The organism is Arthrobacter sp. Soil762, assembly GCF_001428335.1.
Lineage (GTDB): Bacteria > Actinomycetota > Actinomycetes > Actinomycetales > Micrococcaceae > Arthrobacter.
Map to the genome: position 1 here is coordinate 234,163 of NZ_LMSG01000020.1, position 21,673 is coordinate 255,835.

Consider the following 21,673-nt stretch of genomic DNA (forward strand, 5'->3'; position numbering starts at 1 on the left):
CCTTCCGGGAATTGCTCGGCTATCAGGAGTGGAAGACCTTCGAGACGGCAGACGCGATTGTGGTGGACTCCGTAACCGGCACGTCCAGCTGGACTTCCGCAGGCTGGACGGTGCTGCACCCCTCGGAGTCATCGATCTCCGGTGGAGTGGGCAACGACGTTTCGGTTCAGCAAGGATCCTTATTGGCGGACGTGGCGGTGGAACTCTACGACGCGGCAGCGCCGGATCCGGGGGCCGGGAGGGTCGCTTTCACCGAGACCGACGGCAACGGTTACTACACGTTCCAGGACGTCGCCCCCGGGGTCTACAAGGTGCGCTTCAAGGCCGGAAACGTTGAACGTTGGTGGCCCGAAACCCCTAACCGTGCCGAGGCGGAACCCATCACTCTTGATGGCGCCAACCACTTCAACCTTGCCTACGCGTTCTTCCTCGACACTCCTGCGGCTGTGGGTTCGTTGCACGTCCTGACCCTCGCTGGTGAACCTGCCGTTGGCGCCATTCTGACAGCGTCGACCGACTACGTTGAGGTTGGTTGGGGTCTTGAGGGTTGCCTGCACCGGTACAGCTGGTTTGTTGGCAACGAAGCGGTGCCCGGCGCCTTCGGCCCCACGTTTGTGGTGCCCCTCGCCGCCGGAGGGAAGTCCGTGACCGCGCGCCTGGACATCGCCGGCGTCGGCTGCCCCTACAAGGCAGTGGAGAGCAACGCCGTGGGGCCGGTGGATCCGAGCCTCACCATCACGGGGCCGAACGTAGTTGTGGCGCCCGTGGACAACGACGGAAGGACCGATGTCAGCTTGACGTTCGAAAACGTGACGACAGCGGGCAGCACCACAGTCGCCAGGCTTGAGTCGGATGACGTGCTTCTCGATGGCGGGTTCTCCTCGCTGACGCAACCTCCGCTGTACTACGACATCGAAACCACCGCCGGTTTTGATCCGGAAGTAGGAGTGGAAGTCTGCATCAACTTCGACTTTTCGGCCATGATGCCAGGGGAAGCGGTGGGCCAGCATCTGTACCACTACGTGGACGGCGCCTGGGTGGACATCAGCGGGCCGCCAACCGGCATCCCCGGCAAAGTGTGCGGCGTGACGGCTTCCTTCTCGCCCTTTGCCGTCGGCCAGCCAGGGTGGCGGTTCAGCGGTTTCCTGCAGCCTGTGGATAACGGCGGCACCCTGAACGCCATGAAGGCCGGCGCTGCCGTGCCCATCAAGTTCGGGGTCGGCGGGAACCGGGGGCTGGATATCCTGGCGGCGGGAGCGCCGTCGTCGTCCGCTATTGCCTGCCCGGGCGGCACCGCCCTGGACGACATTGAGCAGACTCTCGCCGCGGGAAGCAGTTCGCTGAGCTACGCGGCCGCCGCCGATACCTACACCTACGTGTGGAAAACCCAGAAAGCCTGGGCAGGGACGTGCCGGCAATTCACGCTGGCACTGAACGACGGGACAACACACACGGCACTGTTCGACTTCCGGAAGTAGAGTCCCCCGATAGTAGGACTCACGGCTGACTCAACGCTGCCCAGGCAACGCTGAGCGCGACCAGCGCGGCCAGCGACAGCCAGGTGCGGTGGATGTTCCACCGGGTCCACCGGCGTTCGAACGATTTCCTGGCGGCCGCGACGTCTCCGGACGCGGCCGCCAGGTCCAGAGCGTTATTCAAGGGGATGTTCGCGGCGAAGGTGATGACCAGCGTGGCCGCGTAGCAGGCGAGGGCCACAGCGAGGGGCAGTGCGCTGGCAAGCCCGGTGGCCCATGAAAAAGCTGCCGAGCCGGCCAATGCGAGGAATGCGCCGACGAAGCTCAGCGCGAACACCCGATTCTGGATGGCGCTGTTGATCCGGGACATGGCACCGACAAATGTCGCATCATCGGTGGCGCGCAGCCCCGGCATCACCGAGCAGGCGTAGGAGTAGTAGAGCCCCCCGATCCCGGCGAGTGCGACGGTCGCGGCGGTCATGAGCAGGGTAATGACTTCCATGACGTTCTCCTTGCTTGACGGTTCCTGCATTGATCCAAGCGGTGCAGGGTGACGGGAGGCTGAACACGTCATGTTTCCCCTGTGGCGAACACGCTCCCCAAGTGGGGGTCTGCCACGTAGCATCAAAGTACGTCGTAGCTAGGAGTGTGGCGAAAATGTTTGAGCGATTTACGGACCGTGCCCGTCGCGTAGTTGTGCTTGCCCAAGAAGAGGCACGCATGCTGAACCACAATTACATTGGTACCGAACACATCCTCTTGGGTCTGATCCATGAAGGTGAAGGCGTTGCCGCCAAAGCTCTTGAGTCCTTGAGCATTTCGCTCGACGGCGTGCGCGAGCAGGTCGTCCGGTCACATCCCCTTCACCCCGCGCGCCAAGAAGGTGCTGGAACTCTCGCTGCGTGAAGCCCTGCAGCTGGGCCACAACTACATCGGCACGGAGCACATCCTGCTGGGCCTCATCCGCGAGGGTGAAGGTGTTGCCGCCCAGGTGCTGGTCAAGCTGGGCGCAGACCTCAACCGCGTCCGCCAGCAGGTCATCCAGCTCCTCTCCGGCTACCAGGGCAAGGAAACCACCGGCGCAGGCGTCGGTCCGGGCCAGCCCGAAGGCACTCCCGCCGGTTCCGTGGTCCTGGACCAGTTCGGCCGCAACCTCACCCAGGCTGCGCGCGAGAACAAGCTGGACCCGGTGATCGGACGCGAGTCCGAAATGGAACGCGTTATGCAGGTCCTTTCGCGCCGCACCAAGAACAACCCGGTCCTGATCGGTGAGCCGGGCGTCGGCAAGACCGCCGTTGTCGAAGGCCTCGCCCAGGCGATTGTCCGCGGCGATGTCCCGGAAACCATCAAGGACAAGCAGCTGTACACCCTGGACCTCGGTTCACTGGTGGCCGGCTCCCGGTACCGCGGTGACTTCGAAGAGCGACTGAAGAAGGTCCTCAAGGAAATCCGCACCCGCGGCGACATCATCCTCTTCATCGACGAAATCCACACGCTTGTGGGTGCCGGTGCTGCTGAAGGTGCCATCGATGCTGCGTCCATCCTGAAGCCCATGCTGGCCCGCGGTGAACTGCAGACCATCGGTGCCACCACCCTGGATGAGTACCGCAAGCACATCGAGAAGGATGCCGCACTCGAGCGCCGCTTCCAGCCGATCCAGGTCAAGGAGCCCTCCGTCGCGCACGCGATCGAGATCCTCAAGGGCCTGCGCGACCGCTACGAGGCGCACCACCGCGTCACCATCACCGACGGCGCCCTCGCGTCGGCCGCGAACCTTTCCGAACGCTACATCTCGGACCGCTTCCTGCCGGACAAGGCGATCGACCTGATCGACGAGGCCGGCGCCCGGCTGCGCATCCGCCGGATGACCGCCCCGCCGGAGCTCAAGGCCATGGACGAGCGGATCGCCAAGCTGAAGATGGAGAAGGAATCAGCCATCGACGCGCAGGACTTCGAAGGCGCCGCTTCGCTCCGCGACAAGGAGCAGAAGCTCATCACCGAGCGCTCCGAGAAGGAACGCCACTGGAAGTCCGGCGGCATGGACGATATCTCCGAGGTGGATGAGGATCTCATCGCCGAAGTGTTGGCCAACTCCACCGGCATCCCGGTCTTCAAGCTGACCGAGGAAGAGTCCTCGCGCCTGCTGAAGATGGAAGACGAACTGCACAAGCGTGTGGTGGGCCAGAACGAGGCCATCAGGTCCCTGTCCCAGGCAATCCGCCGTACCCGTGCAGGCCTGAAGGACCCCAAGCGTCCGGGCGGCTCGTTCATCTTCGCCGGCCCCACCGGCGTCGGCAAGACCGAGCTCGCCAAGGCCCTGGCCGAATTCCTGTTCGGTGACGAGGACGCCCTCATCACGCTGGACATGTCCGAGTACTCGGAGAAGCACACAGTTTCACGGCTCTTCGGTGCCCCTCCGGGCTATGTCGGCTACGAAGAGGGTGGCCAGCTCACCGAGAAGGTCCGGCGTCGTCCGTTCTCCGTGGTGCTGTTCGACGAAGTGGAGAAGGCGCACGCTGACCTCTTCAACTCACTCCTGCAGATCCTGGAAGACGGCCGCCTGACCGACTCCCAGGGCCGCGTGGTGGACTTCAAGAACACCGTGATCATCATGACCACGAACCTCGGCACCCGGGACATCTCCAAGAGTGTTGCCACCGGCTTCCAGTCCGGCACAGACACGCAGACCGGCTACAACCGGATGCGCGCCCGGGTCACGGAAGAGCTCAAGCAGCACTTCCGTCCGGAGTTCCTGAACCGTGTGGATGACGTTGTGGTGTTCCCGCAGCTCACCCAGGACGAGATCATCGAGATCGTGGACATGTTCGTCGGCCGCCTGGAAAAGCGCCTCAAGGACAAGGACATGGGCATCGAGCTCACCACCGCGGCCAAGGTGCTGCTGGCAACCCGCGGGTATGACCCGGCCATGGGTGCCCGGCCGCTGCGCCGCACCATCCAGCGCGAGATCGAGGACCAGCTCTCCGAGAAGATCCTGTTCGGCGAGATCCACGCCGGCGACATCGTTGTGGTGGACGTGGACGGCGAAGGCGACGACGCCAAGTTCACGTTCGCCGGCAACGCCAAGCCGCGCATCCCGGAGATCGCCCCCAGCGTCTAAACCAAGACAGCAAAGGCCCCGCCCGCTCCCCAAAGGAGCAGGCGGGGCCTTTGCTCTTAACAGCTGTGGTGGTTGGCTTGGCGTCGCCGGCCGAGCCATTTGCCGGCGCCTGCTCGTTCCTCGCTCTGACGGCGCCTACACAAATGCCTGACCGGCGCCGCCTGCATGCGCCGGTACCAGAGCGCCCCAAGTCGTCCGGGAGCGCCTCGACAAGGCCGCAACGCCCTCCGCCGTAGGATTGTGGGGTGACCGACTCTGACTCCTTCCATATCCGTTCTGCACGCACCAGTGACGTGGCGGCCATCAAGGGCCTTGTGGCGCCGCTGGCTGAGCAGCGGATTCTCATGGCGAAAGAGACCGTTGCCTATTACGAAAGCCTCCAGGAGTTCCGGATCGCAGAAGCCGACGACGGCGAAGTCATCGGCTGCGGCGCCCTGCACGTTATGTGGGAGGATCTCGCCGAAGTCCGCACGCTGGCCGCATCGGACGCGTGGCGTGGCAAGGGGGTAGGGCACGTGCTGGTGGAGAGCCTGCTGGCCGAGGCCCGTGAACTGGGCGTGGCCCGGGTCTTTTGCCTCACGTTCGAGGTGGATTTTTTCAAGCGCCATGGCTTCGAGATCATGGCCGACCAGACGGCAGTGGACCCTGTGGTCTACTCCGAGCTGCTGCGTTCCCATGACGAAGGCGTTGCCGAGTTCCTGGACCTGGCGCGGGTCAAGCCCAACACCCTGGGCAACACCCGCATGATCAAGACCCTCTAGGCACCCCCAATCACCCCGCGCGGACAATAGCGGCAAGAAGTCACCCTGTGACATAAATAGCTTTATGTCGAATTGATGGATAAACTAACGAGGTTGCAGTGTGGGGCCTGCCGTAAGGGACAGTCATTGGGGGCTGTCCCTTACCGCTTCCGCCGCATCGTCGCAGGCTACCGGACTTCAGGCGCCGGTAGTAGGGTCAAAGTGCATCCTCCAGGACGCACCCACACCCCAGGAGTTCTGCCATGAAAAAGCTCATCAATGATCCCCGTTCCGTGGTTGACGAATCCGTCGAGGGATTCGGTCTGGCCCACGCGGGACTTGTCACCGTCACCGCCGATCCGAAGTACGTCACGCGCAAAGACGCGCCGGTGGCAGGGAAAGTCGGACTCGTTTCCGGAGGGGGAAGCGGCCACGAGCCGCTCCACGCCGGGTTTGTCGGGCTGGGAATGCTCGACGCCGCCGTGCCGGGGGCGGTATTCACCTCGCCGACGCCGGACCAGATCCTTCCGGCGACGCTCGCCGTTAACTCGGGTGCCGGCGTCGTCCATATCGTGAAGAACTACACCGGCGACGTCCTGAACTTTGAGACCGCAGCGGAGCTGGCGCAGGCCGAAGGTGTGGACATCCGCACGGTCCTGGTCAATGACGACGTCGCGGTGGAGGACTCCCTGTATACCGCAGGCCGCCGCGGAGTGGGCGGCACCGTTCTGGTCGAGAAAATCGCCGGCGCCGCCGCTGAGCGGGGCGATAGCCTCGATGCCGTGGCCGCGATCGGTGACCGCGTCAACAGCAACGTCCGCACCATGGGGGTTGCGCTGTCCGCGTGCACAGTACCGCATGCGGGAACGCCCAGTTTCGACCTGGCGGATGATGAGATCGAGATCGGCATCGGCATCCATGGCGAGCCCGGCCGGCACAAAATCCCGATGGAGAACGCCGACGGCATCACGGACCGCCTGCTGGACCCGGTCCTCAGCGACCTGGGCATCACCGGCGGCGAGAAAGTACTGCTGTTCGTCAACGGCATGGGCGGCACCCCCCTGAGCGAGCTGTACATCGTCTACCGCCGCGCTGCCCAGGTGATCGCAGAACGTGGAGCCGCCGTCGAACGCTCGCTGGTAGGGAACTACATCACGTCCCTGGAAATGCAGGGTTGCTCCATCTCGGTGCTCCGGCTCGACGATGAACTGACGCAGCTGTGGGACGCTCCGGTGCACACTGCAGCCCTGCGTTGGGGCGTGTAACCGTGGTGCTGGACGTGAAATGGGCCCTCAGATGGCTGACTCTCTGCGCCCAGGCCATGGCGGAAAACCGGGTGTGGCTCATCGAACTCGACCGTGCGATCGGGGACTCGGACCACGGCGAGAACATGGACCGCGGCTTCCAGGCGGTGCTGGAGAAACTGGCTGAAGCGCAGCCTGAGACGCCCGGCGCGGCCCTGAAGCTGACTGCCATGACCCTGATGTCCAAGGTGGGCGGCGCCGCAGGTCCCTTGTACGGAACCGCGTTCCTGCGCGCCTCCACAGCTTTGGGCGATGCCGCCGAGATTGATCCGGGGCGCCTCGCCGACGCGCTTGTGGCTGCCCGGGACGGGATCGTGGCCCGGGGCAAGGCTGAGTCCGGCGACAAGACCATGGTGGATGCCTGGACCCCCGCCGCGGAGGCAGCGCAGGCCGCCGCGGCGGACGGCGCAGGCACCGTCCTTGGCGTGCTGGTGGCAGCCGCTGAGGCGGCTGAGGCCGGCGCCGTGGCCACCGAGCCCCTGGTCGCCCGCAAGGGCCGCGCCAGTTACCTGGGGGAGCGGAGCGCGGGCCACCGCGATCCGGGCGCCGCCTCCAGCGCCCTCATTCTGCGGGCCGCCGTTGGGGCCGCAGCGTGACGGTGCGCCTGGTGGTGGTGTCCCATAGCGAGAAAATTGCCGACGGCGCCGTGGAGCTTGCCGCCCAGATGGCGCCCGACGTCGTCATCCTCGCCGCCGGGGGCACCGCCGACGGCAGGATCGGAACGAGCCTGGAAAAAGTCATGTCTGCCCTGGACAAGGCGGCCGGCGGCGATGGCGTGGTGGTCCTGACGGACCTGGGATCTGCCGTGATGACGGCGGAATCGGCCCTGGAGCTCGTGGAGGAGCCGGCCGGCGTGCTCCTGGCGGACGCGCCCCTGGTGGAAGGCCTCGTGGCTGCCGCCGTGGCCGCACAGGGCGGCGCCGACGTGAAGGCAGTCAAACGTGCCGCCGAAGCCGTGTACGGATTGGGACCGGAGGTGGCGGCTGCTTCGCGGGTGCTCGCCGAAAGCACCGTGGCTGAAGGGTCCGTCACCGGTTCAGGGCCGGACTTCACCGGCGACTTCGAACTGGTGAATGAGGCCGGCATGCACGCCCGTCCGGCCGCCAAGATCGCGGGCGGCCTGGCGTCTCTCAACGCCGAGGTCACGGTCAACGGCGTGGATGGCGCGTCAATGACATCCCTGATGACCCTGGCGGCAGGCAAGGGATCCTTGCTCCATATCGAGGCTTGGGGGCCCGACGCCGAGCGTGCCCTGAACTACGTCGGCGGCCTGGTGCAGGCAGGCTTCGGCGAGCCGTAGGCCGTGGCCTGAGTTGCCTATTTGACCTGGCTGCTGCGGCCCAGACTAAAGGACCGCTTGTCCACGAGCAGGTACGTGCCGGCTCCCATCAGCAGGAAACCACCGACGCCGACGGCGATGATCTGCGTGCTGACCCCGACAATGAGCAACACCAGCCCGAACAGGCATGCGATGGCACCGAGGTAGATACGGCGCCCAAACCTGAGGCCCACAGAGCCGGTCGAGAGTTCCTCGGCGAGCCTCGGATCCTCTGCGGCCAAGCCCGATTCCAGCTCCTCGAGCTGTTTCCGCTCCCTATCTGAAAGTGGCATCCTTACCCCTTCCCGGCGGGGAACCTGTTCTAAATCCAACGTTGCCGATGCTGGTAATACAGACCGTAGAAGTGTCCTGAGTGGAAGTCAAGGGCGGGGTCTGGCGGGGCTTATTTGTCGCCAGTGGGGGCCGTCAAACAGCCTGTCGCAGGCCCTGGGCGTCCAGAATCACCGAAGCAGTCACGAACCTCCCGCACTGCTCCCCGTAGGGATAGGCACCGCGGGGCCGGAAATTCAGGGTGCGCACAGGGAGGGCCAATCCGCCCGGGGAAACACCGGACGCGGTCAGCGCCATCGGGGCCTCCGTGAGGGACTCGAGCATCAGCATCCCGATCATGGTCCCGTCCGGGGAAGCCGTGGCGGAGCAGACCCCGTCCGGTGCGCAGCCCTGGTCAATCGAGGCAGTGCCGGGAGAAAGTTCGACGGCGGCTTCTTTGCAGGTGCCGTCCTGGCAGGCCTTGAGGCGCAGGGATCCCACCTGCGGCACGTACTCCCGGGCCACGGTCACCGAGACCACTGACGCCTGGGCAATCATCGGGCACGGCGCCGGGACGGGGTAGTAGTAGTAGCAGCCGGAGGTGATCACCGCCGTCGTCATCAGTGCCAGAAGTACCCCGGGCTTGCCCATACTTCAGCGTAAATCCGGAGCCGGAAGTCCGCATTGCTACCAGGAAAGTGATGCAAACATTGTTATGGCTGTGGCCCCAAAGATCACCATAATGAGACCTGTGGCCAGCCGGCCTTTGGCAACAGCGAAGACCGGCAGCGTGGACTCGGCGGGATTGGCCGGGTTGTAGACCACGGGTATGTGGGTGCCGATGATCGCCTGCTCCTGGCTGTAGATATCGGCCTGCCCCAGCCAGCGTTTGCCCACGGCGTCCACGAATTCGTACGACGGCGCAAACCGGTTCCGGCCGTTGTATCCGGGTCCGTCCGTGCCATGCAGGTTTCCCGTGACGGTGGCCGAAGCCTCCTGCCACCCCGCCATTGAACGTTTCCGGCGAAAGGACGCGGCCAGGGACAGCCCCATCAGGATCAGGCCTGCGGCAAGGAAAAGCCCGGGCAGGACGATGAACAGCAGTTTCAGGGAGTCCACGGTTCAGCCCAGCGGGAAGGCGCCGGCGACCCAGAACAGCAGCAGGGCGAAGAATACGAAGACCGGCATGAGGCACCCGATCACCATTTTCGATTCGGAAGCCACCTGGAACGACTGGTTGGGATTCGCCGGGTTGTAGGCCACTGCCAGGAGCGATCCGGGTACCTGCTGGTTGGCGTACGAAACCTCGGATTCGCCGGCATACAGGGTCCCGTTGGGGTCGGCGAACTGGTACGTGGGGTAGAAGCGCCGGCTCCGCGTTGAGCCGCCTCCGCCATGTGTCCAGCCCGCGACGTTGCCGGTGACGGTCGCCTGGACCTTTGGCCAGCCGGCGATCAGTTCTTCCTGCCGCTTGGTTTTCCGCAGCGAACGGACCAGCGCAAAAATGACGCCCGCAACAAACAGTGCCCAGATGACGTACAACACGATTCTCATGAATTTCCCCCGGTTTGAGTCACCAGAAAGTATGCCATCCGGGCGCGGGCCACCCTAAAGGCGGCTCAGGCAGGCAGCCGGTAACCGCCCTGGTGCAGCTCGGCCAGCCCGTCGCCAAGGAGGCCGGCCATGGCACGTTCGAGCTGTTCCGGCGCGGAGTTCAGGCGGTGCAGTGCGGACAGGGGCACGCCGATTCCGTCCGCCGCGAAGCCCAGGTCAGCAGGCTCCCGCTGGAACATTTCCGCCGGCACCGGTGCGTCCGCAAGCCGGAGCACAGCCAGCACGGCACCCCGGACCTGCCGGTCAGTTCCGTGCCACGCCTGACCTTTGGGAACGTACGACGGCGGCGGCTCGCCGGCTGCCAGCCACGCACAGGAGTCCCGCACCGGGCAGTCCGTGCACTTGGGCGCCCGCGCCGTGCAGACCAGCGCCCCCAGTTCCATCACCGCAGCATTCCAGTGCACGGAGGTCCCGACGTCGTCCGGCAGCAGTTCCGCCGCGAGCCGCATCTCCGCCGCGTTCAGCGATGGTGAGGGGAGCGCGACGCCGGAAACCAGGCGCGCGTGCACGCGCCGGATGTTCGTGTCCACCACAGTCTCCCGGCGTCCGAAGGCAAAGGCGGCAACGGCCGCGGCCGTGTAGCTGCCCACCCCGGGCAGGGCCAGCAGCTCCGTGTAGTTGCCGGGGACCGTGCCGCCGTGGTCGCGGACGATGGCAGCGGCTGCTGCGTGCAGGCGGAGTGCCCGGCGGGGGTAGCCGAGCCTGCCCCAGGAGCGGACGGCTTCCCCTGCGGGCTCGCCGGCGAGGGCGGCGGGAGTGGGCCAGCGCTCGAGCCATTCCCGCCAGACAGGCAGCACCCGCACCACTGGGGTCTGCTGCAGCATGATCTCGCTGACCAGGACTCCCCACGGTGAGCAGTGGCGTTCGCGCCAGGGCAAGTCCCTCGCCGTCTCAGCGAACCAGCCGGTGATCCTGCGGTGCAGCGCCGCGAGCTGGTCGGGGCGGAGGTCATCCGTGCCGAACTGGGCCGTAACAGGGGCGCCGTCCGCGGGCATGGCTGGGGAAAGGGTTGTAGCGTCGATCCCAACACTGTAGTGGATTCCCGGGAGCCCACGCGAAGATGCCGCGGACAAACTGTGACCTGAGCGTTGGCCGGGGGACCGGCGTGGTGGGACGGCAGAATCCGGTGGGTTCTCTAGCCTAGAAGGATGGGCAGGCAAGGCAATTCATCACCGCGCAATGCGGCATCCGCATCCGGTTCCCGGGGCGGATCCGGCGCTACCCGGCAGCCGAGCGCAGCCGTCTACCGCCGCCGTCGGCTTTTTGTGGGAACGGCCCTGCTGATGGCCATGGCGCTCACGTTCGGTGGCTTTGCAATGGCCGGTGCCTTCAGCGGCACCGAGCCGGCATCCTCCACCGACGGCGCAACTGAAACGGCCCCCACACCCGGCGCCTCGCCGTCGGCAACTGCGGGCAGCGAACCCACACCCACACCCACGCCTTCCTGCAACCAAAACCTGGTGACGGTGTCCGCTTCGACCGACAAAGCCGCCTACGGCCCCGAGGAGAACCCGCTGCTCACCCTGAAGGTGACCAACGGCGGAACCATGCCGTGCGAGGTGAACATCGGGACGTCCCAGATGGAGTTCCTGGTGACCAGCGGCGCGGACAGGATCTTCTCGTCCAAGGACTGCCAGGCCACAAGCGAAGACCTTGTGAAGACGATTGCCGCCGGCGCCAGCGAGACGGCGAACTTCCCGTGGGCCCGGAACCGCACGCTGGAAGGCTGCAGTCCCATCGAGGCGAAGCCCGGGGCCGGCGGGGCGTACTACATTTTCACGGCCAAGCTCGGCTCAAGGGCCAGCCCCAAGGCAGTGTTCCAGCTCAGCTGACCCTCATCCATTGGTCCCCACCGGCCCCCTCGCCTCGCAAGCTCGGCCAGGGAACCCTGCCGGCGTGGGGCCATCGCCCTTTTGCGGGCTCTAAAGGGCCCGTGTGGAGCAATCGATGGGGATTATCGACGTGGAATCTAGAGGAAGCGGTCCAGCAGGCTGGCTTCGGCCATGCGGCTCAGGCCTTCGCGGACCGTCCGGGCGCGCTGGTCGCCGATGCCGTCAACGGTCATGAGGTCGTCGATGGTGGCCGCCATCAGGAACTGCAGGCCGCCGAAGTGGTCCACCAGGCGGTCGGCAACAGCCTTGGGGACTGCCTTGAGGCCGGACAGCAGCCGGTAACCGCGGGGCTGAACCACGGCGTCGAGGTTGGCCTCGCCGCCGGCAAAACCCACGATCCCGGAGATCTTGCCCAGGTCGATCAGCTCCGTGGGGCCGAGGTTCACCAGCGCGCTGACGGCCCGTTCGACGTCCTCCGCGGACGCGTCCGGTCCGGCGTAGTCGCGGATGATGACGTCGCTGCCCGGGCCGCGGCCCACTGTCAGCTCATCGAGCTGAAGGGAAAGCAGGCGCCCGTCCTCGCCAAGTTCCAGGACGTACTGCGAGATTTCCTCGGAGATCCGGCGGACCATTTCCTGGCGCTGCAGGGTGACAGCGACGTCACGGACGGTCACCATGGCCTCGATCTCCAGGGCGGACAGGGAGCTGGTCACCTGGTCCAGCCGGGACCGGTAGCGTTCCAGCGTGGCGAGGGCCTGGTTGGCGCGGGCCAGGACCTTCTCGGATCCCTCCAGCACGTGCCGGAGCCCGTTCACGTACAACGCGATGATCTGCATGGACTGGCTGACGGAAATCACGGGAACGCCGGTCTGGATGGCCACGCGCTCCGCCGTGCGGTGCCGGGTGCCGGATTCCTGGGTTTCGATGCTCGAGTCCGGGACCAGCTGGACCGCGGCGCGGAGGATGTTCCCGGCGTCCTTGTCGCAGATGATGGCACCGTCCATCTTGGCCAGTTCGCGGAGCCTTGTGGGGGAGAAGTCGATGCCGATGTCGAACCCGCCGGAGCAGATGGAATCGATCGTCCGGTCCGAGCCCAGGACAATCAGCGCACCGGTCCGCCCCCGGAGGATGCGTTCCAGACCATCGCGCAACGGCGTGCCTGGAGCCACTCTGCCCAGAGTCGCCTTGAGCGATTCTTCGGGGCTCCGAGCCATAGGTGTTCCCTTCAAAGGTGCAGACTGCCGCCCGCAGGTACGCCGGTTTCACACTCCGCCGGCAGGATCAAAAGTACTCAGTTTCCCGCAAGCTCAATGATAGAGGTAAGAAGCGGCAACAACCGCACGGACAAGCCCCAAAGTGCCCCGTTAGGGGGTGCCGCGAAGTGCCTAAGGAACGCGTGCGACGGCGGCTGTCCGGGTGGGCATTTGTGGCCAGTTTGGGTGCATGGTGGGCTCTGCACCCCCACCACATCAGAATGAGGCAACGAGGTGGGCCAGCGGCGGTGGTGCTTGCCCCTCTGGCAATGCGTCGACGAGCAGACGCGCGTACCGGACCTTGTTACCGCTGCGTCCCCCGAAGAACCGGCGCAACTGCGCCGTTATGGGCCGCTCTCGCTGTGATGGCTGGCGTTGGAGGATCCGGAACGACGCGAGCTCGCCCTGAGCCGCGATGACGTCGAGCACGCCATCGATCCCCAGGCAGCGGATCAGTTCGTCCTCCAGGTCGGCGTCACAGACGTGGAAGCCAAGCTCGGCCAGCGGGCCCGGCCCGAAGCCTGCCCGGCCGAGTGCACGGGCGATGCCACGGGACTCCCGCACATCACACAGGCCGAGCAGCCGGTGGCCTGCGCCGTTCGGGCCGTAGAGGTCGAGGAAGCGGACGATGCTGGTGGCGCCTCCCATCGGCACCACCGTCACCCGCTCGGCCGCCAGGTCATGGCCAAGGCGCACGGCCAGCGTCTCCACCGCCAGCCGGTCACTCTCGCCCTCAACCAACACCGTCGTCGCCTGCATGGAACCAGTATGCCGAACGCCAGCCTGGGCGGCTGGGTTGCCGTCAGATCTGGCACGTCCGGAAAAATCCGGCTACTGGGCTCTTAGGCAAGTGGTCGGAGGGTTGTGCGCGTTAGTCCGCTGGGCGCGTCACCGCGAAGAGTTCGGCAAGCTCCACCGTAGTGTGCGTCCCTGCCCGGGGAGCGGAGACCATGTGGGCTTCCCGCTTTTCTTGGAAAGCTTGGGCCGTTTCCCCGGAAGCGACCTTTGCTTTTACGACCTTCATGCCCTCGCGGATCCGCGCCCGGCAGGCAGCCAGCGCTTCCGTGTGTCCCGGCCGCGTCCGGTTGCCACGCGTAAGGCCCTGGTCGGTGAAGGGTCTTGTCCGGCGTTACCTCGGAGCGGCCAGGGCGTTTTTCCGGGCGGTGAGGTCTTGGTCGTTGGTGGATACGCGGGCGTACCCGAAAAGGAGTCCGGTCGTGGTTCATGAAGGGTACCGTTTATCCCCTTCACCGGGCATTTTCTCGGGCGGGTCTTACGGGAATCGAGCGGCCGCGGAATCTCGGCGAGCGAGATTCGGGAAATTGTGAGCGGGCTGGCGCCGGTGGGGGACCGGCTTACGGGCCGTACCAAGTCCAAGGCATTGACAGTGACTCTAGAGCCTTCTACAGTGTCCTAGGAGGACTTCTGGAGCCTCCTGAGAAACGAGGATTTCGATATGAATGAAATAGCCCGGCTTACCAATGCGCTGGCTGCGGCCGCTCGCACCTTTCTGCACGTGCTGGATGACCGCCACGAGGTCGACCGATCAGCGCAAGCGTCGACGCAGCAGGTCTTCGCATCGGGTGCCGGTTCACAAACGGAGTACGACCCGCTCCTGGACGAACCACCGATCACTCCTCGGCTCAAGCAACACGGAGGCTCGGAAGGTGAGGACAAGATGGTTACGGTTGCCTTCCTAGGCGCGGTTGCCCGGCTGAACGCTGAACTCGGCACAGGAGCCACCGCGAAGGACATCCATCGAGCCGCACTCAGAGCCGGGTACCCGCGGGGCGGCCAAGACGTGGTCGGCTGGGTAATCCGACCAGGGCGTCGTGGCGCCATCGAAGTCCGAGATGACCTCCGGTACCTTGGCGACGAAGGCCACAAGTGGCTCCGGGCCGAAGCGGCCAACATGGGCATTGTGATCAAAGGCGACATCACACCCATCCCGATTCCACTAGCGGATAGCTGACAAAGGTCCCGGCCCAGCTGCTGGTAACGTCGCGTAAAGATCCGCTATCGGAACGTTGCAGCGTCCCGGATAAGGTTCCCCCTACGGGCGGACTTTGGCCCGCTTCCATCGACAAGCTGCGGTCCAGCCGTTACTTTTCTCCACACGGCCTTAGCGTACGATTTTTTCCCTTTTTCTGAAGCGGCCCCTTAGTACGGCGCGATTTTCGGCCTCGTCGTCCTGAAGCTGCTGCTCGGCACCGTCCTGCTTGCCGGGCGCCGTCGCCCCGCACCCTGACGGCCACAGCCGCTCACTGACCCAGGCGAGTCGGGTGGCAGTCCCCCAAGACCGGACTCGCCGCCTTCCGCCCGCCGATTTTCGACAAAGGCTGAGATAATGGGAACCGAACTGCCCCACTGTCTGATCATCACCAACCCCGAAGACCTGGCCGGAGGCGCCCGCTCCTGCCGATAGGAGCACAGCGTGTCCAGACCCGGACTGCGAGCGGCGGCTGCGGTGGTCCTCGCACTCGTCGCGTCGTCTTGCGCAAGCAGCACCTCGAGCGAGGCCCCGGACTTTACCCCGCCTCCGAGGGCGAGCACTACGACACCCGAGAGCCCGCAACCCCAGCCGAGTCAGCCATCCAGCGCGCGAGAGCCGGGCACCACGATCACCACAGCCGCGAGCGACTTCGGCCAGATGCTCTTCGATGCCAAAAAGCAGGCCATCTATATCTGGGAGAGTGAGGAGAGCATCAAGCCGGAGTGTTACGACGACTGCGCTGAAGCGTGGCCACCCGTGCTGACCGACGGAGCGCCGACCGCTAGCGGCGAGGTCGACTCAGCGCTCCTGGGGACGACGAAGCGGCGGGACGGCACGACCCAGGTCACCTACAACGGGCATCCGCTCTACTTCTACGCGCACGAGGGGCCTGGCGAGGTGAAGTGCCACAACGTCTCGACCCACGGGGGGCTCTGGTGGGTCGTAGATCCGGACGGGATCCGAGCCCCGTAGCTGCAGTGCAGGCGGAGCCGAATCGGCGGCGCATCCTGCAGCTACGTGGCGTAGGCTCACCATCCGGGGACTGGCTGCGCCTCGTGAAACTCGACGGTGCAGCCACCAGGGATGTTGAGGTGCGGGTGAGACTTGGCCAGCTCACAGCGGCGAGTACCAGGTCGCCAAAGATCGTCGCCGTTTGGCGAGACGGTGACGGCTTGCGCTGCGTTTTACCTCCCTGCTGACGCTGTCGCGAGCTCATCAGACAAGTCGACCCAGCCCATCTCGACACCGAGATGATTCTTGGATCAGGTCAATCCGCATTGCTGCGAGAAAGGCTGCCAGTAAATGAATGGACGGAGCCGCTGGCGTCTGACTGAGGCGCACCGTAGACCGATCCCCAAACGGGACACCTCTGGGGCGCCGGCAACGTGGAACCTGCGCTCCTTAAACATGTGCCTTTGCCGGAGCTCGTCCCACGGCGGAATCTGTACATAGGAATTCGGCGGTGCAACACTGCGTTGATGAACATCTTCGAGTGGTGGCCTCTGGTCGAGGCGGAAACACGCAGCTGGCTCATTGAGCACAACGGCGAGCCGCTGCCGCCGCATGTCATCGCCGACATCATGGCGGTTACGGGCGGCACGACCGATGCTGGGTGGTGGGCTGGCGAATCAGCAGACGGTCCCCAGCTTTCGGACAAGGCTGTGGATTGGATCGAAGCTGTCGCCAACGATGAGGACCCGATTAGCGACTGACAGCCGTGCGGGGTTCGCAGTCTTGAACTGCTGGTTTCCGGGGCGGCAAGCTGCCACCTTCGGAGCCAGCCCGCCGCTGCGATAAACTTGGAACTTGGCTGTCACAGAGCCATGCTTCCCCTTGAGGCCTGCCGAGCGCCTTGGGGTAACCCCACCGCAGCGAAAGTAGCACCGTGTCCCAAGATGTCCTTAGCCCCGCCCGGGTCAACGAGATTCACAAACAGGCGGCCCGGCGTCGGACCTTTGCTGTCATTTCGCACCCCGACGCCGGCAAGTCCACCCTCACCGAGGCCCTGGCCCTGCATGCGAAGGTGATCGGCACCGCGGGCGCCTCGAGCGGCAAGGCCAACCGCAAGGAAACGGTCTCGGACTGGATGCAGATGGAGAAGGACCGCGGCATCTCGATCAGCTCCGCGGCCCTGCAGTTCTCCTACCGGGACACCGTCATCAACCTGCTGGACACCCCCGGCCACGCGGACTTCTCCGAGGACACGTACCGCGTCCTGGCCGCCGTCGACTGCGCAGTGATGCTCGTGGACGCTGCCAAGGGCCTGGAAACGCAGACCATGAAGCTGTTCGAAGTCTGCAAGGCACGCAACCTGCCCATCATCACCGTCATCAACAAGTGGGACCGGCCCGGCCTGGACGCGCTGGCGCTGATGGACGAGCTCACCGAGCGCACCGGGCTGCAGCCGATGCCGCTCACCTGGGCCGTGGGCATCTCCGGCGACTTCCGCGGCGTCTGGGACCTCCGGCAGGACCGTTTCGCCCGCTTCCAGCGCAACAATTCCGGCGCCAACATCGCCCTGACCGAGTACTTCACGCCCGAAGAGGCCGCGGAGACGCAGGGCAGCAACTGGACCGACGCCGTGGACGAGGCCGGCCTGGTCATCGAGTCCAACCTCGAATTCGACGTCGACGCCTTCCATGCAGGCACCGCCACCCCCATCCTGTTCAGCTCCGCCGCCCTGAACTTCGGTGTGAAGGAACTGCTGGACGCCCTAGTGGACTTCGCGCCGCACGCCGCGCCCCGGCCCGACGTCGAAGGCAGCCCGCGCCCGGTTGAATCGTCGTTCTCCGGCTTTGTCTTCAAGGTCCAGGCCGGCATGAACAAGGCCCACCGCGACCATGTCGCCTTCATCCGCGTCTGTTCCGGTGTTTTTGAGCGCGGCATGGTGGTCACCCAGACCCGCACGGGGAAGTCCTTCGCCACCAAGTACGCCCAGCAGGTGTTCGGCCGCGAACGCGAGGTCATCGATGAGGCCTACCCCGGCGACGTGGTGGGCCTGGTTAACGCCTCCACGCTGCGCGTGGGCGACAGCCTCTTCCTCGAAGGCGCGGTGGAGTACCCGGCCATCCCGCTGTTCGCCCCGGAACACTTCCAGGTGGCCCGGTCCAAGGACCCCAGCAAGTTCAAGCAGTTCCGCCGCGGCATCGAGCAGCTCGAGCACGAGGGCGTCATCCAGGTGCTCCGCTCCGACGTCCGCGGCGACCAGGCGCCGGTGCTTGCCGCCGTCGGCCCCATGCAGTTCGAGGTGGTGGAGGACCGGATGGCGCATGACTTCAGCGCCCCCATGCGGCTGGAACGCCTTCCGTACTCCATCGCCAGGATTTCGACGGCGGACGCCATGCCCGCGCTGGCCAACGTGCCCGGCGCCGAGGTGCTGTTGAGGTCCGACGGCGAATACCTCGCCTTGTTCAACGACGTCTGGGCCCTGCGCCGGATCGAGAAGAACCACCCCGATCTGACCCTCGTGCCCATCGGCACCCACAACCCCGCAAAGTAGCGACCAATGCCTGCAGACCAACCCCGCGCGCTGATCACCGGCGTCGGCACCATCAACCCACTCGGCTCATCCGTGGCGGAGACCTGGACCGGCCTCCTGGCGGGACAGTCCGGCATCGCCGCGCTGGACGAGGACTGGGCGGAGCAGCTGCCCGTGCGCATCGCCGGACAGGTCACCGCGGATCTCTCGGAGCACCTCACCACGCGCGAGCTGAAGCGCATGGACCGGTGCGGGCAGCTGGCGCTGGTGGCCGCCCGGGAAGCCTGGCAGCAGGCGGGGGCGCCCGACGTCGACCCCGAACGGTTCGCCGTGGTGATCGGCTCCGCCTACGGCGGCCTCGGCTCCACTCTGGAACAGGACCGTGCGCTCGCCAGCGGCGGCCCGCGCCGGGTCTCACCGCACACCCTCACCCGGCTCATGGTCAACGGCCCCGCGGCCTGGGTCTCCATTGACCTCGGCGCCCGCGGCGGAGCCCGGACGCCTGTCAGCGCCTGTGCGTCCGGCGCTGAAGCCATTGTCCAAGGTGCCGAAATGATCCGCTCCGGCGCGGCCGACGTCGTGATTGCCGGCGGCGTGGACGCTTCCGTCAACGACCTGGTGATCACCGGTTTCTCCCAGATCCGGGCACTCTCCACGCGCAACGGCGAACCCCAGCTCGCCTCGCGCCCGTTCGACGGCGGCCGCGACGGCTTTGTCCTCGCGGAAGGCGCCGGCATTGTGGTGCTTGAGAGCGAGGCCCACGCCCGGGCACGCGGCGCCGCCATCCTCGGCGCAGTGGCCGGCGGGGCGATAACCTCCGACGCCAACGACATCGTGGCGGCGGACCCGGCCATGCAGCGGCGGGTCATGCAGAAGGCCCTGGCCTCGGCCGGAATGGTGGCTTCGGAGATCGGCTTCGTCCATGCGCACGCCACCTCCACCCCGGTGGGGGACCGGCTTGAAGCCCAGGCCATCAACGCCATTTTCGGTGCCGACGTGCCCGTGACCTCCACCAAAGGCCACACCGGCCACCTCCTGGGCGGCGCCGGTGCGCTCGCGGCGGTTGTGGTGGTCCAGGCCCTGCAGACCGGGCAGCTCCCCGGAACCGCGAACGTCGAGGCGCTGGACCCCGAAGTGAACCTGAACGTCGTAACGGAGACGGCCCATACGCTCGCGCCCGGTTCCGCCCCCGCCGGTTTTGTGAACGCTTTTGGCTTCGGCGGACACAGCGTTGCCCTGGTGATCACGGCCAGCTAGCCGGTCAGCCGGTGGCGCGGTGGTCCGCGAAATTCCTGCGGGGCTGCGCCGCGACACCGCGGGTCATTTTCTTGATCTGTTCAGGCCTGAGTCCTGTCAGCGATGCCAGCTCGAATTCGTCCAGAATCTGCTGCCTGCTGGCCTCGGCCAACAGGTGCAGGCGCTCCACTTCAACTGCTGCCTTCGAATCCTCCAAGGCGGTCAGTTCCCGCAGCAGTCGTGTGATCGCCCCGAGGTGCTCGGCCGCCGCCAGTCCTGTCGGCTGCAGATCGTCGAAGGCACGGCCGATCCGCCGCACCGCCAGGGCGGACAGGCGGGTGATCCGGACCAGGTCCGCGACGGGAGTACCGTCCCGGAGGGCCTGCGCCACCAGTTGGTTAAGGCTTGCCCCGAGAGACCGGATCCGGCTCGACCGGAAGCGGATGGCGCCCTGCTTGTCCGTGAGCAACCGGCTGAACTCCACCCGTTGCTGGTCCGCCGCTTGCCGGCGTTGATCGCCCCGATAGCGGTAGCCTCCCCGGGCTGAGGATCGCCCCGGGCGCCGCAGTGTCCCGCCGTCCCTTGCCGTTGCAGGTTGGTGGCGGGCCATCGGTTCCTCTCCGTTGAACAGTACGCACAACGCTAGGCGCGTCCGCGGCTCCCGGGAAATACCTAAATCCGGTGCGGCAATAAGTGAATCGTGTGGGGTCGGGGCCATAAGGCTTCCTTATCCGTCCACGCAGAATACGTCTTATCCACAGCAGCCTGCAGTCCATAGGCTCGAAAGACACAAGTCCCCTCACTGATGAACCATTGGAAGAGAACATGTCTGAATTCGTGCCTGCATCGCGTGTTTCACGCATCAAATCGTCTCCAAGCGTGGCCGCTGCTGCCCGCGTCCGGGAGCTCAAAGCAGAGGGCCGCAGCATTCTTGACCTCACCGTGGGGGAGCCGGACTTCGATACGCCGGAGCACATCAAGGCCGCGGCCGTGCAGGCAATAGCCGCCGGCGAAACCAAGTACACCTCCGTGACCGGGACGCCGGCCCTGCAGAAGGCCATCCTTCAGACTCTGGAGCTGAACACCGGCCTGCACTACTCTGCCAACGAAATAACCATCGGCGGCGGGGCCAAGCAGGTCATCTTTACCGCGTTCATGGCTTCCCTGGACGAAGGCGACGAGGTCATCATCCCCGCGCCGTACTGGGTTTCCTACCCGGACATGGTCCTGGCCAACGACGGCCGGCCCGTGATCGTCCCCTGCGGCGAGGACTCGGGGTTCAAACTCACCCCCGACGCCCTGCGCGCTGCCATCACCGACCGGACCAAGTGGCTGATCCTGAACACCCCCTCCAACCCCACCGGGGCCGTCTACTCACGCACCGAACTGCGCGCGCTCGCGGACGTCCTGGCCGCCTTCCCCCACGTCCTTGTCCTGACCGACGAAATCTACGACCAGATCTACTTCGGTGCAGGCAAACTGACAGGCCTCGTGGAAGCGGCTCCCGAACTGAAGGGCCGCGTCCTGGTGGTCAACGGCGTCTCCAAGGCGTACGCGATGACGGGCTGGCGGCTCGGCTACGGCGCGGGCCCGGCCGGCCTGATCGGTGCCATCAACAAGCTGCAGTCACAGATTTCGTCGTGCCCGTCGTCGGTCAGCCAGGCGGCGGCCGCGGCCGCGCTCACGGGAGACCAGTCCTTCATCCGCACCAGCGGCGAGGTGTACCGCAGCCGCCGGGACGCCGCCGTCGCAGGCTTGAACGCGGTCTCCGGGCTGTCATGCTCGACGCCGGAGGGGGCCTTCTACGCCTACGTGAACTGCGGCGGGGTACTTGGGAAGACGACGCCGGACGGCAGCGTCATCCGAGATGACCAGGACTTTGTGCTCTACCTCCTCGACCAGGCGTCCGTCGCTGCCATTCCGGGCTCCGCCTATGGGCTCGGGCCGTACTTCCGGATCTCGTATGCGACCAGCCTGGCCGTCATCGAAGAGGCTGTCGCCGCCATCGACAAAGCCGTCCAAGCCCTCAGCTGATCAATCCC

The 21,673-nt window shown here is 65.8% G+C and carries 21 protein-coding genes and 1 pseudogene; 13 read left to right on the top strand and 9 right to left on the bottom strand.

Annotated features, from left to right (window positions below; translation table 11 throughout):
* Positions 1-11: 11 nt before the first annotated feature.
* Positions 12-1,478, top strand: a complete 1,467-nt coding sequence (locus ASG77_RS17275) for a PxKF domain-containing protein (protein WP_056347776.1) — start codon at positions 12-14, stop codon at positions 1,476-1,478.
* A 19-nt stretch (positions 1,479-1,497) separates the two neighbouring features.
* Here ASG77_RS17275 and ASG77_RS17280 read toward each other — a convergent pair whose 3' ends face one another.
* The gene (locus tag ASG77_RS17280) at positions 1,498-1,977 is read right to left on the bottom strand and encodes an anthrone oxygenase family protein (RefSeq protein ID WP_056347987.1); all 480 of its coding nucleotides are present in this window, start codon (positions 1,975-1,977) and stop codon (positions 1,498-1,500) included.
* Positions 1,978-2,132: 155 nt separating this feature from the next.
* Here ASG77_RS17280 and ASG77_RS17285 point away from each other — a divergent pair.
* The 5 genes and pseudogenes from ASG77_RS17285 (at position 2,133) to dhaM (ending at position 7,937) form a co-directional block, all read left to right on the top strand.
* A pseudogene (locus ASG77_RS17285) lies at positions 2,133-4,593 on the top strand (ATP-dependent Clp protease ATP-binding subunit).
* Positions 4,594-4,838: 245 nt separating this feature from the next.
* The gene (locus ASG77_RS17290) at positions 4,839-5,354 is read left to right on the top strand and encodes an amino-acid N-acetyltransferase (RefSeq protein WP_056347778.1); all 516 of its coding nucleotides are present in this window, start codon (positions 4,839-4,841) and stop codon (positions 5,352-5,354) included.
* A gap of 242 nt (positions 5,355-5,596) precedes the next feature.
* Positions 5,597-6,598, top strand: a complete 1,002-nt coding sequence (gene dhaK, locus ASG77_RS17295) for a dihydroxyacetone kinase subunit DhaK (protein ID WP_056347780.1) — start codon at positions 5,597-5,599, stop codon at positions 6,596-6,598.
* Positions 6,599-6,600: 2 nt separating this feature from the next.
* Positions 6,601-7,233, top strand: a complete 633-nt coding sequence (dhaL, locus tag ASG77_RS17300) for a dihydroxyacetone kinase subunit DhaL (protein ID WP_056347782.1) — start codon at positions 6,601-6,603, stop codon at positions 7,231-7,233.
* Positions 7,230-7,937 (top strand): dihydroxyacetone kinase phosphoryl donor subunit DhaM, encoded by a 708-nt coding sequence (gene dhaM, locus ASG77_RS17305; protein ID WP_056347785.1) that lies wholly within the window; start codon positions 7,230-7,232, stop codon positions 7,935-7,937. Before dhaL ends, dhaM begins: the two co-directional genes overlap by 4 nt.
* A gap of 17 nt (positions 7,938-7,954) precedes the next feature.
* On the opposite strand, the gene ASG77_RS17310 is transcribed toward dhaM, so the two are convergent.
* From ASG77_RS17310 to ASG77_RS17330, 5 genes are all read right to left on the bottom strand, one after another.
* On the bottom strand, positions 7,955-8,248 hold the full coding sequence (locus ASG77_RS17310) for a DUF3040 domain-containing protein (RefSeq protein WP_056347786.1): 294 nt from the start codon (positions 8,246-8,248) through the stop codon (positions 7,955-7,957).
* A 133-nt stretch (positions 8,249-8,381) separates the two neighbouring features.
* Positions 8,382-8,876 carry a hypothetical protein gene (locus ASG77_RS17315; RefSeq protein ID WP_056347788.1) on the bottom strand — a complete coding sequence of 165 codons (495 nt, stop codon included), beginning with the start codon at positions 8,874-8,876 and terminating at the stop codon, positions 8,382-8,384.
* Between the two features lie 36 nt (positions 8,877-8,912).
* Positions 8,913-9,344, bottom strand: coding sequence for a DUF3592 domain-containing protein (locus ASG77_RS17320; protein WP_056347791.1), 432 nt, complete (start codon positions 9,342-9,344; stop codon positions 8,913-8,915).
* 3 nt (positions 9,345-9,347) lie between these two features.
* Positions 9,348-9,779 carry a DUF3592 domain-containing protein gene (locus ASG77_RS17325; RefSeq protein WP_056347793.1) on the bottom strand — a complete coding sequence of 144 codons (432 nt, stop codon included), beginning with the start codon at positions 9,777-9,779 and terminating at the stop codon, positions 9,348-9,350.
* Positions 9,780-9,844: 65 nt separating this feature from the next.
* Positions 9,845-10,834, bottom strand: a complete 990-nt coding sequence (locus ASG77_RS17330; RefSeq protein ID WP_056347795.1) for a Fe-S cluster assembly protein HesB — start codon at positions 10,832-10,834, stop codon at positions 9,845-9,847.
* Positions 10,835-10,987: 153 nt separating this feature from the next.
* Between ASG77_RS17330 and ASG77_RS17335 the strand changes: the two genes are divergently transcribed.
* Positions 10,988-11,671 carry a hypothetical protein gene (locus ASG77_RS17335; RefSeq protein ID WP_056347797.1) on the top strand — a complete coding sequence of 228 codons (684 nt, stop codon included), beginning with the start codon at positions 10,988-10,990 and terminating at the stop codon, positions 11,669-11,671.
* A 137-nt stretch (positions 11,672-11,808) separates the two neighbouring features.
* Here ASG77_RS17335 and disA read toward each other — a convergent pair whose 3' ends face one another.
* On the bottom strand, positions 11,809-12,885 hold the full coding sequence (gene disA / locus ASG77_RS17340) for a DNA integrity scanning diadenylate cyclase DisA (protein WP_056347799.1): 1,077 nt from the start codon (positions 12,883-12,885) through the stop codon (positions 11,809-11,811).
* Positions 12,886-13,140: 255 nt separating this feature from the next.
* A complete protein-coding gene (locus tag ASG77_RS17345) occupies positions 13,141-13,683 on the bottom strand; it encodes a TOPRIM nucleotidyl transferase/hydrolase domain-containing protein (RefSeq protein ID WP_056347801.1) in 543 nt (180 codons plus the stop codon).
* 697 nt (positions 13,684-14,380) lie between these two features.
* On the opposite strand from ASG77_RS17345, the gene ASG77_RS17350 reads away from it, so the two are divergent.
* From ASG77_RS17350 to ASG77_RS17370, 5 genes are all read left to right on the top strand, one after another.
* Positions 14,381-14,896 carry a hypothetical protein gene (locus ASG77_RS17350; RefSeq protein WP_056347803.1) on the top strand — a complete coding sequence of 172 codons (516 nt, stop codon included), beginning with the start codon at positions 14,381-14,383 and terminating at the stop codon, positions 14,894-14,896.
* A gap of 678 nt (positions 14,897-15,574) precedes the next feature.
* On the top strand, positions 15,575-15,889 hold the full coding sequence (locus ASG77_RS22050) for a COG4315 family predicted lipoprotein (protein ID WP_156380365.1): 315 nt from the start codon (positions 15,575-15,577) through the stop codon (positions 15,887-15,889).
* Between the two features lie 506 nt (positions 15,890-16,395).
* Positions 16,396-16,629, top strand: a complete 234-nt coding sequence (locus ASG77_RS17360; RefSeq protein WP_056347807.1) for a hypothetical protein — start codon at positions 16,396-16,398, stop codon at positions 16,627-16,629.
* Between the two features lie 173 nt (positions 16,630-16,802).
* Positions 16,803-18,416, top strand: a complete 1,614-nt coding sequence (locus tag ASG77_RS17365) for a peptide chain release factor 3 (RefSeq protein WP_056347809.1) — start codon at positions 16,803-16,805, stop codon at positions 18,414-18,416.
* A 6-nt stretch (positions 18,417-18,422) separates the two neighbouring features.
* Positions 18,423-19,652 (top strand): beta-ketoacyl-[acyl-carrier-protein] synthase family protein, encoded by a 1,230-nt coding sequence (locus ASG77_RS17370; RefSeq protein WP_056347811.1) that lies wholly within the window; start codon positions 18,423-18,425, stop codon positions 19,650-19,652.
* Between the two features lie 4 nt (positions 19,653-19,656).
* On the opposite strand, the gene ASG77_RS17375 is transcribed toward ASG77_RS17370, so the two are convergent.
* A complete protein-coding gene (locus ASG77_RS17375) occupies positions 19,657-20,241 on the bottom strand; it encodes a hypothetical protein (RefSeq protein WP_156380366.1) in 585 nt (194 codons plus the stop codon).
* A 215-nt stretch (positions 20,242-20,456) separates the two neighbouring features.
* Between ASG77_RS17375 and ASG77_RS17380 the strand changes: the two genes are divergently transcribed.
* Positions 20,457-21,665: an aspartate transaminase gene (locus ASG77_RS17380; protein ID WP_056347814.1), complete on the top strand. Its 1,209-nt coding sequence runs from the start codon at positions 20,457-20,459 to the stop codon at positions 21,663-21,665.
* Positions 21,666-21,673 lie beyond the last annotated feature (8 nt).

Bases quoted from the DNA above. Each gene is read 5' to 3' on its own strand.
- ASG77_RS17280 (WP_056347987.1), bottom strand. From the start codon at position 1,977: ATGGAAGTCATTACCCTGCTCATGACCGCCGCGACCGTCGCACTCGCC.
- dhaK (WP_056347780.1), top strand. From the start codon at position 5,597: ATGAAAAAGCTCATCAATGATCCCCGTTCCGTGGTTGACGAATCCGTC.
- ASG77_RS17310 (WP_056347786.1), bottom strand. From the start codon at position 8,248: ATGCCACTTTCAGATAGGGAGCGGAAACAGCTCGAGGAGCTGGAATCG.
- ASG77_RS17315 (WP_056347788.1), bottom strand. From the start codon at position 8,876: ATGGGCAAGCCCGGGGTACTTCTGGCACTGATGACGACGGCGGTGATC.
- ASG77_RS17325 (WP_056347793.1), bottom strand. From the start codon at position 9,779: ATGAGAATCGTGTTGTACGTCATCTGGGCACTGTTTGTTGCGGGCGTC.
- ASG77_RS17330 (WP_056347795.1), bottom strand. From the start codon at position 10,834: ATGCCCGCGGACGGCGCCCCTGTTACGGCCCAGTTCGGCACGGATGAC.
- ASG77_RS17335 (WP_056347797.1), top strand. From the start codon at position 10,988: ATGGGCAGGCAAGGCAATTCATCACCGCGCAATGCGGCATCCGCATCC.
- disA (WP_056347799.1), bottom strand. From the start codon at position 12,885: ATGGCTCGGAGCCCCGAAGAATCGCTCAAGGCGACTCTGGGCAGAGTG.
- ASG77_RS17345 (WP_056347801.1), bottom strand. From the start codon at position 13,683: ATGCAGGCGACGACGGTGTTGGTTGAGGGCGAGAGTGACCGGCTGGCG.
- ASG77_RS17350 (WP_056347803.1), top strand. From the start codon at position 14,381: ATGAATGAAATAGCCCGGCTTACCAATGCGCTGGCTGCGGCCGCTCGC.
- ASG77_RS22050 (WP_156380365.1), top strand. From the start codon at position 15,575: ATGCTCTTCGATGCCAAAAAGCAGGCCATCTATATCTGGGAGAGTGAG.
- ASG77_RS17360 (WP_056347807.1), top strand. From the start codon at position 16,396: ATGAACATCTTCGAGTGGTGGCCTCTGGTCGAGGCGGAAACACGCAGC.
- ASG77_RS17370 (WP_056347811.1), top strand. From the start codon at position 18,423: ATGCCTGCAGACCAACCCCGCGCGCTGATCACCGGCGTCGGCACCATC.
- ASG77_RS17375 (WP_156380366.1), bottom strand. From the start codon at position 20,241: ATGGCCCGCCACCAACCTGCAACGGCAAGGGACGGCGGGACACTGCGG.
- ASG77_RS17380 (WP_056347814.1), top strand. From the start codon at position 20,457: ATGTCTGAATTCGTGCCTGCATCGCGTGTTTCACGCATCAAATCGTCT.